The sequence below is a fragment of the Chryseobacterium daecheongense genome, assembly GCF_003729955.1.
Taxonomy (GTDB): domain Bacteria; phylum Bacteroidota; class Bacteroidia; order Flavobacteriales; family Weeksellaceae; genus Chryseobacterium; species Chryseobacterium daecheongense.
Genome location: NZ_RJTX01000001.1, coordinates 1 through 15,592, shown reverse-complemented (window position 1 = coordinate 15,592; position 15,592 = coordinate 1). Strand labels below are relative to the sequence as shown.

Here is a 15,592-nt window from a genome sequence, read left to right as displayed (position 1 = left end):
TCATGTTTGATTACAGATTAAAAGTGTTTCACACCGTGGCTTCCAGGCTGAGCTTTACCAAAGCTTCTGAAGAACTGCATATTTCCCAACCCGCTGTTACCAAACATATTAAAGAAATTGAAAACCAGCTCAACACAAAGCTGTTCCATCGGAATGGAACAACCATACAGCTTACCCAAAGTGGAAAAATTCTCTTTGAATATGCGGAAAAAATCCGGAATATCTATCGTGACCTCGAGTTTGAAATCAACCAGATCAACCAACAACATAAAGGCAAGCTGATCATCGGGGCAAGTACAACCGTTGCACAATATATTCTTCCCGAAATTCTTGCTACATTCAATGCCTATTACAAAGACATCAAAATTGAATTGCTCACTTACAATACAGAAACGATTTCCGAACTATTGAAAAATGGTAAAATAGATGTAGGAATTATTGAAGGAGAATCCCAGTCTTCCTATTTCGATTATCAATCTTTTAAAGCAGATGAAATTGTTCTCGTAGCAAGATCTGGACATCCGCTTTCAAACAAAACCTTAAGCCTGAAAGAATTGTACGGATTGGATTTTGTCTTCCGGGAACAGGGATCAGGGACTCAGGAATTTATTCAAAACCGTTTGAAAGAAAAAGGGATCAATATCGAGGAATTGCACACCGTAATGTCATTGGGAAGCAGCGAAAGCATTAAAAGTTATCTGCTGCATTCGGATTGTATGGCATTTCTATCTGTGAGTACCATTCTTCATGAATTAAAAAACAATCTTCTTACGATTATTGATATTAGGAATTTCAGCATCGAAAGAGATTTTCATATTATTCTTTCCAAAGGAGAACAATCTGAACTGATCAAACTATTTTTAAGATTCATTAGCTATAACTAAAAGTTATTTTCAATAACTAAATTCAATTTATTTTGTAATAATAAATTGTAGAACTTTGAACCATCAATTCAATGTTTTACAATATGAAAAAGTTGGCTTTTAACGAGTCTGTTCAGAAAATCATTTTTATAGGATTCGCAGTACTTTGTCTGACTCCTTTTATTTCTTCACCTATAGCCTTGGCTTTAGGATTCCTGATGGTTATTTTTGTTGGCAATCCATTTGAAAAGAGTCTGCATTCATATATTCATCTTTTGTTACAGATTTCCATTGTGGGATTAGGGTTTGGATTAAAGTTGGATGAAGCTTTACAGGCAGGAAAAACAGGATTTACATTAACCATTGCGAGTATTATATCCGTAATGGTTTTAGGATATTTTTTAGGGAAAATATTTAAACTGAATAGACCGTTATCCTATTTAATTTCTGTAGGAACCGCCATCTGCGGAGGCAGTGCTATTGCAGCCACCTCTCCCATCATCAAGCCAGACACCAAACAGATTTCTCTTGCTTTGGCCATTATTTTTACCCTTAATTCCCTTGCATTATTTGTTTATCCCGCCATTGGCAGTTGGTTAAATCTTTCCCAGGAACAGTTTGGATTATGGTGCGCGGTGGGAATTCATGATACGAGTTCTGTGGTGGGAGCAGCCAGTAAATATGGAGATGAAGCTTTAAAAGTAGCTACCACAGTGAAGCTGGCTCGTGCTTTATGGATCATACCGGTCTCCGTGATCACCATGTTTATTTTCAAAAGTAAAGGGAGTAAAATTAAAATTCCATGGTTTATCGGATGGTTTATACTTGCCATTTTAATGAACACATATCTTCCTTTTCCGGATAGTATTACTTCAATAGTGACAGATTTCGCCAAATCAGGATTGAACTTAACGTTATTCTTTATTGGTTCTACCCTGTCTGTTCAGACCTTAAAAACAATAGGATTAAAGCCTTTAGCTGCTGCCATTATCCTTTGGATGGCCATCAGTATTGGAAGTCTTATTTATATTATTAATTAAAATACTCATCATTAAAATATCCGTAGCCACTTGTGCAATATGGATAATCTTTATGATCATTTTTTCATAGTTATCCTTTCAATTCAAATCTAAGTCATGTGTTTTTTCATCGTTGCAGGGTGGCTTTCGGATATCAACCTTTATAAACAACAAAAACCTTTTGGAGAACCAAAAGGCTTTTGTATTTAAATGTGGAAATGTTTATTTCAGTTGAAATAATTTCTTAAATCTCAGATCCGCATGTATATACTTGTGGACAAGCGATATATTGTACGCAATACCAAGGCCCTGTTACTGAACCTGAACAGCTGCATCCGCAAAGAGACAAATCAGGATTTCCGCTGATTCCCCCTGCGATATTTTTAAGGTCTGCTTTTTTTAATTTCTTAGCGTTTTTTAAAATGTTGTTTGACATGTGATTTGATTTTAGTGATTAAACATTTATAATTTAGTTCTCTTCCAAAGTTAAACAAATATATATTATTTGCAACATAATTTAATACAAAATTTAATAATCTACTGATTGAATTACTGTTATATTTAATATATAGAGAAAAACAACAGCTCTATTTATTAAACAAGATTATTCGGTAAACTCCAGATCCTTATTATGGGTTTCGGAAATCGTAAGCGCTGAATAGATCGCCAATCCAAATACGATAACTCCTAGAAGAGCTGCACTTACAATGATTGAGAAACTATTCTTGAAAAAATCAAATGCAAGGATCATCACCGGAACCAGCCCTCTTACCATATTAGGTACGGTAGTGGTCGCTGTATTTCTGATATTGGTCCCGAACTGTTCCGCCGCTAAGGTGACAAACATTGCCCAATATCCGGTTCCCAGTCCCAGCCATACACAAAAAATATAATATTTGGTTTCCGTATTCGTATTGCCAAAAAGCATAATTGCCACTCCTATCAGAGTAAAAACCAGCATATAAAAAATGGCCATTTTTCTGGATTTTAAGGCATGAGAAATAAACCCGCTCATTAAATCCCCCACAGAAATGCCTACATATGCCCACATAATCGCTTTTCCGGGACTGATTTCCGTGATTCCTAATTCAGGGGCAAACTGGTTCGCCAAAACAGCTAAAATACCTATACAATACCATGTGGGTAACCCTACAGCAATACATTTAAGGTATCTTATCAAACGGTCTTTATGGGTAAAAAAGGAAAAGAAATTCCCTTTAGAGACGCTTTCATGTTCAATGTTCTTATAAATTCCGGATTCGGAAACACTGATCCTCAGAAACAAAAGCAGGATTCCTAATCCACCACCTATCATATAAGAAATATTCCAGCCTCCTGCCAATTCAACTGTTAGCTGAGCTACTACAGCCCCCATTAAGCCAAAACCAGCGACTACAGACGTGCCTATAGCCCGTAAATTCTTAGGTAAGCTTTCTGAAACCAACGTAATTCCCGCTCCCAATTCTCCGGCTAAGCCAATTCCGGCTATAAATCGTAATAATGCATACTGATATACCAGATGTTCTTTCGGAAAGTATGGTAAAAAGCCACATGCAATATTAGCCAATGAATACACCAGAATAGAACCGAATAAAACGGAAAGCCTTCCTTTCTTATCTCCGAAAACACCCCATAGAACTCCGCCGAGCAATAACCCCACCATCTGACAGTTGAGAATAAAGGTACCATCTACATCAGGATTTAGACCCAAATCTTTTAAGCTGGGAATTCTTACAATACCGAATAAAAGGAGGTCGTAAATATCTACAAAGTAGCCTAACGCGGAAATAACAACGGGAATTGAAAAAATGTGCTTCAGTTTTGAAGACAGAGAAAGTTCTTGCATTGATTTTTTAAATTTGGATAAAAATAAAAAACCTTTCAATCTCTTGAAAGGTTTTTATCAAATATCTTGATTCAATTATTATCTTGCAATATTCACAGCTCTTGTTTCTCTGATCACTGTTACTTTTACTTGTCCAGGATAGGTTAACTCGTTTTGGATTTTTTCAGAAATGTCGTAAGATAATTGGGAAGCAACCTCGTCATTTACTTTTCCACTTTCTACCATTACTCTCAATTCTCTACCTGCCTGAATCGCATAAGCACTTGATACTCCATCGAAGCTTAACGCTGCAGATTCAAGATCTTTTAATCTTTGAATGTAAGATTCCAATACTTGTCTTCTTGCTCCTGGTCTTGCTCCTGAAATAGCATCCGCTACCTGAATGATTGGAGATAATAATGATTTCATTTCAATTTCATCGTGATGAGCTCCGATTGCGTTAACAACTTCCGGATTTTCACCATATTTCTCTGCCCATTGCATTCCTAATAAAGCGTGCGGAAGCTCTGATTCCTGCTCCGGAACTTTACCGATATCGTGCAATAGACCTGCTCTCTTAGCTAATTTTACGTTTAAGCCTAATTCCGCAGCCATCGTAGCAGCAATGTTGGCTACTTCTCTGGAGTGCTGCAATAGGTTTTGTCCATAAGAAGAACGATATTTCATTCTTCCTACGATTTTGATCAATTCCGGGTGCAATCCGTGAATTCCAAGGTCTATAATCGTTCTTTTTCCTACTTCAATAATTTCCTCTTCAATCTGTTTTCTTGTTTTTTCTACTACTTCTTCGATTCTTGCAGGGTGGATTCTTCCGTCTGTAACCAATCTGTGAAGTGATAATCTGGCAATTTCTCTTCTTACCGGGTCGAAGCATGAAAGAAGAATAGCTTCCGGGGTATCATCAACAATAATTTCAACTCCTGTCACTGCTTCTAAAGCACGGATGTTTCTACCTTCTCTACCAATAATTCTACCTTTTACCTCATCTGATTCAATATTGAAAACAGATACTGAATTTTCGATAGCCTGTTCCGTTCCGATTCTCTGAATCGTCTGAATAACGATTTTTCTGGCTTCGTTTTTAGCATTCAGCTGTGCTTCTTCCATGATGCTCTGAACATGTGCCTGAGCTCTTGTTTTTGCTTCAGCTCTCATAGATTCCACCAATTCAACTTTGGCTTCTTCAGCAGTATAATTAGATATTTTTTCAAGAATTTCAACCTTTTTAGCCGTAACTATGTCTAATTCGTGTTGTTTTTTATCTAAAATTTCGTTTTTCTTAGCGTAATCTGCAATTTGCTTATCCAAATCCTTTTCAAGCTTTCCTGTCTTACTAAGCTCCTCATTCAGCTTGTGTTCCTTATCCTTTATTCTTTTTTCCACCTCCTGCATTTTCTTTTCACGAGCCTGGATATCAGCATCATGCTGAGATTTCAGTTCAAGGAATTTTTCTTTAGCCTGAAGGTTTTTTTCTTTTTTTATGGATTCAGCCTGTACGTTAGCTTTTTCTATAAGGTTTTCGGCATTTTTCTTTGCATCATCTATAATAAATTTAGCTTTTGAGTTCAGAGAGCTTTTGGAAAAAATAATTCCTAAAACAGCCCCGACTACTAAGCAAATAACGCCGACAATAATTGCGGTTGTTGTCATATATATCGAGTTTTAATTGTCTTCATAATTCATAATAAAAAAAGCCTACAACAATTCAAAGATTGAGAGTAAACTCCTAATCAACACGATTTGAACTGATTTCCACTGTCTGTAATCCGGAAGACCGGCACGCCATTCAATGGACATTTGTTCGGTAATTGTTTAGCGTTGAGTTTACCTTTAATGTGTTAGAATTATTGTAGGCAGTTTTTCGGGAAAAATTATTTCCCTATTTCATTTAACGATTGATTAATCTGGCTTAATCTTTCGTTGGTAGATTGTATACTTTTTTCGTATTTAAGAGACATTACTTCGGCATTCGTTCCCAGTTTGAGGGCACACATCGCCAAAGCGTCCTGTTTATCTCTTACATCGAAATTCTGTTCAAAATCTTTAATCATATTTTCAATCTGCTTCCCTACTTTACGCAGAGTTTCCTCCTCTGCTGCCGGTACGTTCAGCGGATATACCCTTCCTGCAATGTTGATGGTTATTCTTCTTACCTCCATTATAATCCACTGTTTTGAAGCTGGGCAATACAGAAATCTATTTCCTTCACGAGTCTGTTAATATGATTTTTCATTAACCTGTTGTGTTCAGGATTTCCTGATATTGCTGAATAAAGTTTTATATTTTTTTGTTCTTCTGCTAATACCTGATTTCTCTTTCTTTCCTCATCATATTTCTTCTTCAGATCTTCATGCTCCACACTTAATTCTGATAACTTTTCAGCAAGAATCCGATAGTTCTTTTGTAAATTCGAAATCTTTTTTTCCAGTTCTGAAAAATTGTTTTCTAAGTCTTGAAGCATTTCAGGTTTATATATTCTAACTATTAGCAAAAATATGAAATTATTAACATTAATAAAAATAAAATTCCTTATATTTTAACCACAGAAACAAAAAAGGAGATGCGATGCATCCCCTTTTTGTATTTATATTTCTTAATTCTTATTCGAATTTCAATACAAACATGATCGCTCTTGTCTGTAATGTAGATACTGCCGCTGACCAGTAAGGAGGAGTTGTCGCGTTATCCGCCACTTTTTCATTATTCATAAAGAAAGTTCCTCTGATCGCAGGAGTAAGTTTAAATTTATTGAAATAAAACTGTATCCCCATTTCTGCAGACCATGCAAAGTTGTGCGTAGTAGATCTGAAAACCTGTTGTAAGTTATCGTCCTCAGAACTTGAATTGGACTGTAGGTTTACCACATAGTTCACACCCGCCGCAACATACGGTCTGGAGTTGTACCATCTTTGTCCGTGAAGTTCCAATAATACAGGCACGTCAACTAATGTAGACTTGATCTCTCTTACTTTATCATTTTCAGTTAAAGGGATTGGAGTAAAAGGTGGATTCGTCAAAGTTCCGGCAGCATACTGATCATTAGATTGAGTATTAAAAGTCAATTCTCTTTGAGCAAACTGTAACCCTGGTTCCACTCTTAGGTCCAAATAATCGTTCAGTCTCCATTTACCGATCAACCCGGCACCGAAACTAATACTTTCTTTAGACGAAACAAGATTGTGATTTCCGTTCATACCATATCTCGGGTGTAATACGATACGGTAATCTATCAAGTTGCCATTTAAATAAAAACCCCAACTGAAGGTTTGCTGATCAAAATCTTCCAGCTTATCCATTCTGTTTCGGGTTCTAAATTGTGCATCTGCAAAAACTGCGATATTTACGGTGGCTAAAACCAGTGCTCTTAATAAAAATTTATTCATAGGTTACTTTGTTGCTTTGTAAATTGTGGCTATACCTAAACTTTGTTTTTTATATTCAACTTTTTTAAATCCTGTATCTAAAAGAATTTGTCTCATCTTTTCCCCGAAAGGAAAAGCATTTACAGAATCCGGAAGGTACGTATATGCCCTATTATCTTTAGAAACCAGTCTGCCAATGGCAGGTAATATATTTTTGAAATAAAACATATATAATGGCCCTAAGAACCCCTCAACCTTTGAAAACTCAAGTATATAAACACTTTTGTTATCTTTAACTACTCTTCTTAATTCTGATAAACCTTTGGTGAGGTTTTCAAAATTCCTTACTCCAAATGCAACGGAAACAGCATCGAATCTATTGTCCTCGAAAGGTAAATTTTCCGCATCTCCCTTTTGCATGGAAATTTTGCCGTCTAATTTAAGTTTTTTTATTTTAATAACGCCAACATTTAACATTTGTTGCGATAAATCCAAACCAATTACTTTTGAAGCAGTTCCTTTTTCGATGGCGATAGCCAGATCTCCCGTTCCTGTAGCCACATCCAGCACTTCCTGCGGGTTATCTTTTTTCATCCATTTTACCAGATTATTTCTCCACAAAACATCAATTTTCATGGACAAAACATGATTTAAAAGATCATATTTCGGTGCAATATTGTCAAACATATCCTCTACCTGGCTTTTTTTGGTAGCTTCAGAATTGTAGGGCGTTACTTGGTTGATATCTTTTGTCAAAACTTGTAATATTCTTTATAATAGTTAAGGTAATCTTGTTTTCTGAAAATCTTTGTGCGGGATTCCACTTTATCAATATTCTTGATCAGCTTATCATAATCTTCATTTACATTGTAATAAAAATCCTCTGTATAAAGCTTATTGAAATGTTTGGGATCACCAAAATATTCTTTTCCGTCTATAACGGTTTTATCAAGCACCAAAAGTAATGAATCTTTTTTAAGATTGTATCCATAAAATTGACGATTGATATAATAATCCTGGTGTGCGATATTGATGAGACCACGGATTTTATCTACCTGAAAAGCAGAATCGTACAATAATTTTTTATTTTGGTCGAAAACTTTAATGGAATTTTTCCCTTTATCCAGGTCTACTTTCACAGACTGCCCCGCAGAAATAATTCCTTCGGAACCGTTATTGATCTTGTAATAATAGGTATTGGAAGTGGGATTATCTACCAGATAATAATTTTTCTTGGCCAAAAACAGGAAATAAATCCCAAAGGCAACTATAAAAGCCACAAGAGCAATGAGTAAGCCTTTTAAGGACGGGTTGTTTTTCATAGACTGTAAAGTACAATTTTTGCAAATTTAATAATATTTTTAATTCTTTCTTATTAATATTAATTATTAACTTTGCATCTTTAAAAAATCATTTAAACGAATGCCGAATACGATCATTATTGGTTCAGGATCTTACCTTCCCAACAGAGTCATCGGAAGAGACTTTTTCCTGGATTCAGAGTTTTATACAGAAGACGGGGTTAAGATTGATAAACCTGCTGAAGAAACTATTGCTAAGTTTGTAGAAATTACAGAAATAGAAAACAGGAGATTCATCGATGATGATCTTTCCAATTCAAAAATCGGTTATGAAGCAGCAAAAATAGCTATTGAGGATGCAAAGATTGATGCTGAAGAATTAGATTATATTATTTATGCCAGCAACTTCGGGGAAGTAACGGTACACGGATATGCCGATTTCATGCCGACTATGGCTGCAAGAGTAAAAAATAAATTGGGCATTAAAAACAGAAAGTGTGTTACTTATGATATGCTTTTCGGATGTCCGGGATGGGTGGAAGCTATGATTTTGGCTGATAATTTAATTAAAGCCAATGCCGCTAAAACCATTTTGGTGATCGGAGCTGAAACATTAAGCCGTGTAACAGATCCACATGATAGAAACAGAATGATCTTTGCAGACGGAGCCGGAGCTGTAGTAGTGAAGGCTACTGATGATGAAAATGTAGGTATCATTGCCCACAATACCATTTGTGATAATGGGATTGAACTTGATTATCTGGCAAACGGGCCATCGATTAACAAAGAATCCGATCAAACCCGTTTATTTGTAAGAATGCAGGGGAGAAAAATTTATGAGTACGCTCTTAAAAATGTTCCTGCAGCTATTAAAGAAACTATTGAAGATGCAGGTCTTTCTATTGAAGATATTAACAAAATTCTGATCCACCAGGCTAATGCTAAAATGGATTATGCCATGATTGAAAGACTTCATAAGCTTTATGATGTAAAAGATTATGATCATGCGATCTCTCCAATGACAATCCAAATGTTCGGAAATTCTTCTGTAGCTACGATTCCTACCATGTATGATTTAATAATTAAAGGAAAAATGGAGGGTCAATCGTTTAAAGATAAAGGTAACATTGTAATGACTTCTGTGGGAGCAGGAATGAACATCAATGCTATCGTTTACAGATTTCCTTAATTGATCAATTAATTTAAAATATTAAAAGCACAAAGGAAATTTCTTTTGTGCTTTTTTTGAAACGTATTATGCAAAGAAATTTTTTAATCATTGCCGCCATATTTCTGTTTTTAGAAATTTATATTTACCAGGCAATAAGAACGTTAACAGATAATTTCTGGATAAGATTGGGTTATTGGGTAGTGTCTTTGGCAGTGTATGCCCTTTTCGCCTATGAAGTTGCCCATTTCCAAAAGTCTGACAGAAGCACGGTGAGAATACAGATTATGATCTCATTATTCCTGATTTTCATTTTACCCAAAGTGTTTGTAGTACTGTTTTTATTAATCGATGATATTTTCCGGACCGGAAGCTATCTTACAGGATTGATAAGACCTACAGAAAATTTCTTCCCGGAAAGAAGAAAATTCTTAAGCCTAATGGGATTAGGCATGGGAGGAGTACTTTCCGCTTTATTCATAGACGGAATTACTTTTGGAAGATACAGGCATAAAGTAAGAAAAGTAAAAGTAAAGCTTACCAATTTGCCTCAAAGCTTTAAAGGGTATAAAATAGTACAGATTTCTGATGTTCACAGTGGAAGTTTTTCAAACCCCGATAAACTGGCTCATGCCATTGAACTCATCAACGAACACAAACCAGATCTTGTATTATTTACCGGAGATATGGTGAATAATGTTGCAGAAGAATTTCTACCGTTTATTCCTTTATTTTCAAAAATCAAAGCTAAAGATGGCAAATTTGCCGTTCTTGGGAATCATGATTACGGAGATTATGTGACCTGGACTTCTCCAGACGCCAAGAGAAGGAATCTCGAAACCCTTATTGAATATGAAAAACAGGCAGGTTTTGATATGCTGAGAAATGAAAACAGAATCATTGAGAAAAATGGTGAAAAACTATACATCCTTGGAGTTGACAACTGGGGATTAAAGCCATTCCCGCAGTTTGGGGATCTGGATAAAGCACTTGAAGACCTTCCTGAATCTGCTACAAAAATATTAATGAGCCATGATCCTACCCATTTTGATTATGTAGTAAAAAAACACAAAGGAAATGTTCACCTTACTCTTTCAGGGCATACGCACGGAATGCAGTTCGGACTGGATCTTAAAAATATAAAATGGTCCCCTGTTCAGTACCGTTACCCGAAATGGGCAGATTTGTATGAAAGCGAAGGCAAACTTTTGTATGTCAACAGAGGTTTCGGAGTGTTGGCATATCCGGGAAGAGTGGGTGTTTTACCCGAAATTACTCTTTTTGAATTGTCTTAATTCCTTATTTTAGCGGATATATTGATTACTGATGAAAGACACCGGAGAACGCCATATCCTTAATGAAAACTTCAATAATAAATCGGAGTTTTACATTCATCTGATGCACATTGCTACCTATGAATATGCTAAGAACTTTGTTAAAGGTAAAAAGGTATTGGATTATGGATGTGGCTCAGGTTATGGTACCAAAATGTTGTCAGAGAATGCTGAAAGTGTAATCGGTGTTGATATCAGTAAGGAAGCTATTGATTTTGCTCAAAATAATTACTCCTCTCCTAACCTTGAATTTAAGACCATACCGGAGATTTCGGATGAAAAGTTTGATGTAATTACCTCTTTCCAGGTAATAGAACATGTTCCAAACGACAACAAATATGTCGAAGATTTAAAAAAACTTTTAAATCCCGGTGGGCATTTGCTGATTTCAACACCAGATAAAACCAACAGGCTTTTCAATCACATTCAGCAACCCTGGAATATCTTTCATTTAAAAGAATATACTGCGGGAAGTTTACAACGCTTACTGCAGAAATATTTTAGCCAGGTAGAAGTATTAAAAATCGGCTCCGATTCAGATTTGGTATTAGAGGAAATCAATAGAACAAAAAAGCAGAAAATACTCACGCTTCCCTGCACTTTGAGTATTTATCCTTATCCTGTAAGAGTTTTCTTATTGAATGCTTTAAAATCTTTATTTGAACTAAAAAACAAATTAAAGACGAAACCCCAAAAGGAAATTACAGAAAAAAGCAAACCCAATAATTTTACCTCGCAATATTCTCAGAACGATATTAAAATTCAAAAAGAAATGCAATACTCAACAGATTTATTGGCGATTTGCATTCAGGAATAAAATCGATTAAAAAATATAATCTTTCATACGGGAAGTAGCCAATTCCTTCTCGTTGATCCAGCTAAGGAGGGCATCTAATTTGTCCTCCATTTTTCTGCCCGAAAAAAGTCTTCTGTAAAACGGAATTTTAAACTTGTATTTTTTAAAGTCGGTGAATTGCCATGTATTAAGATAGATCAGAACAAATTCTTCGTTTTTCAGGGTTTCAAAAACCATATTCTGATAATAGTTCATTGGCAGCATCTGAAATACGAAGTCATTGTACGGCAACTGGCTGTAAGGAGAAATACTTTCCGGAACAATACTTATCCCTTCTTCTTCCACGATCTCTGTATTTCTTTCCAATCGTTTCAGCGGGAATAAAATGTTTGCATTATCGATGTTGGAGATATAATTAAACTCCAGCAATTTCAAATCTTCCGAAGGCAATTTCAAATCTTTCTGGCGAATACCCCGTACCTGTTTCTCCAGGAAATCCTGCATACTTTTCTTGGTTTGCTCAATATCCTGAAGACTGGAATTTTTATTATAAAAAGCAATTTCGTGACCGCGGCCCGAAATTGCTTTTATAAGATTTTTACATTTTTCCGCGATCGAAATCTCAACGAAAAATGTTGCTTTTATGTCATGAATATCTAAAATTCTGAGAATCGCTTTGGTATTGTCTTCCGTAATTTTCAACCTTTCCTCATTAGAAATCTGAATGCCGTTTTTAGTTTCAGCCTCCATATTCATCATGTTGAAAGTTAACAATATCATTTAAATTAAATTTTAGATAAAAGTTATAATTAATTATACTATAAATAGATACGAAATTTATTTAACCTATCAATTAAATATTAATTTTTATTCAATTTCACTTTTAAATTTTTAATCATATCCTTTGACATTTCAGAAATTCCGAAATCGTAAGCAAGTCCCCAATCTCTTTTTGCAACAGAATCATTAATAGAAGCCGGCCAAGAATCTGCAATGGCTTGTCTGAAGTCCGGTTTATAATCAATAGTGAATTCAGGAATTTCTTTTTTGATCTCTTCTGCCAATTCTTTTGGAGTGAATGACATGCCACCCAGGTTATAAGATGAACGTACCGTTAAACTGTCTTTAGGAGCTTCCATCAACTTTAATGTAGCATTGATAGCATCATCCATGTACAACATCGGCATCGCCGTATTCTCGGAAATAAAGCTTGTGTATTTTCCTTCTTCTACAGCTTCGTAGAAAATTTCCACTGCATAATCTGTAGTTCCTCCACCTGCCGGAGTTTTCCAAGAGATCAGTCCCGGATATCTAATACTTCTTACGTCTACTCCATGCTTGTCAAAATAATACTCACACCATTTTTCTCCAGCCATTTTGGAAATACCATATACTGTAGTCGGATTTAAAACTACATCCTGCCCTACGTTTTCTTTTGGAATTCCTTTTCCGAATACTGCGATTGAGCTTGGCCAGAAGATCTTTTTGATCAATCCTTCCTTTGCCATTTCACAAAAATGAAGAAGAGGTTCCAGGTTCAGTTTCCATGCAAAAATCGGCTGTTTTTCCGAAGTTCCGGAAAGTAGTGATGCCAGGTGATACACTGTAGTAATATCATAATCTTTGATCACCTGTCTTACCAATTGAGTATTGGTTACATCCATTCTTTCATAGTATCCGGCAGAAGTAATTCCTTTTTGCCATCTGTCTAATCCGGAAGCAACCACATTGTCTGCACCGTGAATTTCAACAAGTCTGTTCGTAAGCTCGGTGCCTATCTGACCTAAAGCACCTGTAATAAGTATTTTCTCCGTATAGGACTCCATTTTTAGATTTTTTTAGAATGTTACAAAATTAAAAAAATCAGGCTAACCGGCATACTTATGCTGTACATTATTTCATACTTTTGTTAGAAACATCCGAATATGAAAAATATATTTCTCGCAGGAGCACTTTTGGTCTGCCAGTTTTCATGGGCTCAATATACTGATATCAATATTGTAAAGGAAGTAAAAGTAAAAAACAAAGGGGTTGTTGTTTCCGCACATCCTTTAGCCAGTGAAGCAGGAGCAAAAATCCTGAAAATGGGAGGAAATGCTTATGATGCTGTTGTAGCAACCCAATACGCATTAGCTGTTGTTTATCCACAGGCAGGAAATATTGGTGGTGGCGGATTTCTTGTTGGTGTTAAGAATACCGGAGAAAAATTCACGATCGATTACCGTGAAACGGCTCCCGCAAAAGCATCAAGGGATATGTATTTAGATAAAAAGGGGAAAGCAAATACAGATTGGTCACAAAACGGGAGATTGGCAGTAGGTGTTCCCGGAAGTGTGGCAGGATTCTTTGCTACTCTAAAATATGGCAAGCTTCCCATGAAAAAACTGATTCAACCCGCCATAGATCTTGCTGAAAAGGGATTTGCCATTACCGAACAGGAAGCTAATTTACTGAATGTACATCAAGAGATATTTCAAAAACATAATGCCTCCACCTCTATGGCTTTCGTAAAAAACACACCTTGGAAAGCTGGCGACATCCTGGTTCAGAAGGAATTGGCTAACACTTTAAAGTTAATCCAACAATCAGGAGCTAAAGGGTTTTATGAAGGAAAAACAGCAGATCTTTTAGTCTCCGAAATGAAGAAAGGAAATGGAATCATCACTCTTGATGATTTGAAAAAATATAAAGTTGTGGAAAGAAAAGCTCTGGAATTTGATTATAAAGACAACCATATTGTTTCTATGCCTTTACCTTCAAGTGGTGGACTTCTTTTAGCACAAATGCTGAAAATGTCCGGATATGAAAATCTTGAAAAGTATCAGCAGAATTCTGCTCAGGCTGTACAAATCATGATTGAAGCAGAAAGAAGAGCGTTTGCAGATAGAGCTGAGTATATGGGAGATCCAGATTTTATTGAGGATAAAACTGCTTACCTGATCTCCGATGAGTACCTAAGAAATAGATGGAAAAGCTTCAATTTCAACAAGGCCACTCCAAGTTCTGAGGTGGGAAAAATTATTCCTCAACCAAAAGAATCTACAGAAACCACTCACATTTCAGTTATTGATAAAGATGGCAATGCCGCCGCTGTAACAACCACTCTTAATGGCTTATACGGAAGCAAAGTGGTGGTTTCCGGAGCCGGTTTCTTTTTAAATAACGAAATGGATGACTTTTCTATAAAACCAGGTGTTCCCAACATGTTTGGAGCTGTTGGTGGCGAAGCCAACTCTATACAACCTCATAAAAGGATGCTTTCTTCCATGACTCCCACCATTTTACTGAAAAACGGAAAACCATATATGGTTGTTGGCACACCGGGAGGAACTACTATTCCTACATCTGTTTATCAATCTATCGTCAACGTCGTTGATTTTAAACAAAATGCCAATATCTCGGTGAATGCTCCTAAATTCCATCATCAATGGCTTCCTGAAACCGTAATGGCTGAAGGAAATTTTCCAGCAACCACTATTTCCGAGCTTGCGGCCAAAGGATACATTTTTGAAAAGGTAAGACAATTGGGTAGAACAGAAATGATCTTAATTGATGATAACGGCAACATTCATGCAGTGGCGGATGGACGTGGCGATGATTCCGTTGCGGTGGAGTAATCACATACAATACCAATATTTTGCAACCAAACAATAGAATTGCATCTTAAAGATAACACGACACGCTTTGTCGTTATATAGGTATATATTTGCTTTTATGATACAGTATATAACTAGATTCATATTAATTTGATCTAATACAAAATAAATAGTTATTAAAAAACGTTAAATTTGCAAGGTTTTAACAATAAACACTAGTATTAACTTTTAAATACACAAGATAGATGAAAAAAATCTACATGAGTGCATTCTTCTTATGCACTACTGCTGTGCTGTATTCTCAAAA

The 15,592-nt window shown here is 35.9% G+C and carries 16 protein-coding genes; 6 read left to right on the top strand and 10 right to left on the bottom strand.

Annotation, left to right across the window (positions count from 1 at the left end; all coding sequences use genetic code 11):
* Window positions 1-2: 2 nt before the first annotated feature.
* Together EGI05_RS00080 and EGI05_RS00075 are read left to right on the top strand one after the other, a co-directional pair.
* Window positions 3-884 (top strand): LysR family transcriptional regulator, encoded by an 882-nt coding sequence (locus EGI05_RS00080; RefSeq protein WP_123261048.1) that lies wholly within the window; start codon window positions 3-5, stop codon window positions 882-884.
* An 83-nt stretch (window positions 885-967) separates the two neighbouring features.
* Window positions 968-1,903, top strand: coding sequence for a YeiH family protein (locus tag EGI05_RS00075; RefSeq protein ID WP_185144941.1), 936 nt, complete (start codon window positions 968-970; stop codon window positions 1,901-1,903).
* Between the two features lie 223 nt (window positions 1,904-2,126).
* Here EGI05_RS00075 and EGI05_RS00070 read toward each other — a convergent pair whose 3' ends face one another.
* From EGI05_RS00070 to EGI05_RS00035, 8 genes are all read right to left on the bottom strand, one after another.
* Entirely contained in the window at window positions 2,127-2,318 is a 192-nt protein-coding gene (locus EGI05_RS00070; RefSeq protein WP_123261046.1) for a hypothetical protein, read from the bottom strand.
* Between the two features lie 168 nt (window positions 2,319-2,486).
* Window positions 2,487-3,728: an MFS transporter gene (locus tag EGI05_RS00065; protein ID WP_123261045.1), complete on the bottom strand. Its 1,242-nt coding sequence runs from the start codon at window positions 3,726-3,728 to the stop codon at window positions 2,487-2,489.
* Between the two features lie 78 nt (window positions 3,729-3,806).
* Entirely contained in the window at window positions 3,807-5,378 is a 1,572-nt protein-coding gene (rny, locus tag EGI05_RS00060) for a ribonuclease Y (RefSeq protein WP_123261044.1), read from the bottom strand.
* A 221-nt stretch (window positions 5,379-5,599) separates the two neighbouring features.
* Complete coding sequence (locus EGI05_RS00055; RefSeq protein WP_123261043.1) at window positions 5,600-5,887, bottom strand: cell division protein ZapA; 288 nt, start codon at window positions 5,885-5,887, stop codon at window positions 5,600-5,602.
* A complete protein-coding gene (locus tag EGI05_RS00050) occupies window positions 5,887-6,189 on the bottom strand; it encodes a hypothetical protein (RefSeq protein ID WP_123261042.1) in 303 nt (100 codons plus the stop codon). Before EGI05_RS00050 ends, EGI05_RS00055 begins: the two co-directional genes overlap by 1 nt.
* Before the next feature lie 139 nt (window positions 6,190-6,328).
* Entirely contained in the window at window positions 6,329-7,111 is a 783-nt protein-coding gene (porT, locus tag EGI05_RS00045; protein WP_123261041.1) for a type IX secretion/gliding motility protein PorT/SprT, read from the bottom strand.
* 3 nt (window positions 7,112-7,114) lie between these two features.
* Window positions 7,115-7,846, bottom strand: coding sequence for a bifunctional demethylmenaquinone methyltransferase/2-methoxy-6-polyprenyl-1,4-benzoquinol methylase UbiE (gene ubiE / locus EGI05_RS00040; RefSeq protein ID WP_123261040.1), 732 nt, complete (start codon window positions 7,844-7,846; stop codon window positions 7,115-7,117).
* Complete coding sequence (locus EGI05_RS00035) at window positions 7,843-8,412, bottom strand: hypothetical protein (RefSeq protein WP_123261039.1); 570 nt, start codon at window positions 8,410-8,412, stop codon at window positions 7,843-7,845. Before EGI05_RS00035 ends, ubiE begins: the two co-directional genes overlap by 4 nt.
* Window positions 8,413-8,512: 100 nt before the next feature.
* Between EGI05_RS00035 and EGI05_RS00030 the strand changes: the two genes are divergently transcribed.
* The 3 genes from EGI05_RS00030 to EGI05_RS00020 all read left to right on the top strand — a co-directional run bounded on the left by EGI05_RS00030 (window position 8,513) and on the right by EGI05_RS00020 (window position 11,710).
* Entirely contained in the window at window positions 8,513-9,580 is a 1,068-nt protein-coding gene (locus tag EGI05_RS00030; protein WP_123261038.1) for a 3-oxoacyl-ACP synthase III family protein, read from the top strand.
* 68 nt (window positions 9,581-9,648) lie between these two features.
* The gene (locus EGI05_RS00025; protein WP_123261037.1) at window positions 9,649-10,854 is read left to right on the top strand and encodes a metallophosphoesterase; all 1,206 of its coding nucleotides are present in this window, start codon (window positions 9,649-9,651) and stop codon (window positions 10,852-10,854) included.
* A gap of 31 nt (window positions 10,855-10,885) precedes the next feature.
* Window positions 10,886-11,710, top strand: a complete 825-nt coding sequence (locus EGI05_RS00020) for a class I SAM-dependent methyltransferase (protein ID WP_123261036.1) — start codon at window positions 10,886-10,888, stop codon at window positions 11,708-11,710.
* Window positions 11,711-11,716: 6 nt separating this feature from the next.
* Here EGI05_RS00020 and EGI05_RS00015 read toward each other — a convergent pair whose 3' ends face one another.
* Together EGI05_RS00015 and EGI05_RS00010 are read right to left on the bottom strand one after the other, a co-directional pair.
* Window positions 11,717-12,469: a polysaccharide deacetylase family protein gene (locus EGI05_RS00015; RefSeq protein ID WP_123261035.1), complete on the bottom strand. Its 753-nt coding sequence runs from the start codon at window positions 12,467-12,469 to the stop codon at window positions 11,717-11,719.
* 80 nt (window positions 12,470-12,549) lie between these two features.
* Window positions 12,550-13,515 (bottom strand): NAD-dependent epimerase/dehydratase family protein, encoded by a 966-nt coding sequence (locus EGI05_RS00010; RefSeq protein WP_123261034.1) that lies wholly within the window; start codon window positions 13,513-13,515, stop codon window positions 12,550-12,552.
* 99 nt (window positions 13,516-13,614) lie between these two features.
* Here EGI05_RS00010 and ggt point away from each other — a divergent pair, with 99 nt between their 5' ends.
* Window positions 13,615-15,306, top strand: coding sequence for a gamma-glutamyltransferase (ggt, locus tag EGI05_RS00005; RefSeq protein WP_123261033.1), 1,692 nt, complete (start codon window positions 13,615-13,617; stop codon window positions 15,304-15,306).
* The last annotated feature ends 286 nt before the right edge of the window (window positions 15,307-15,592 follow it).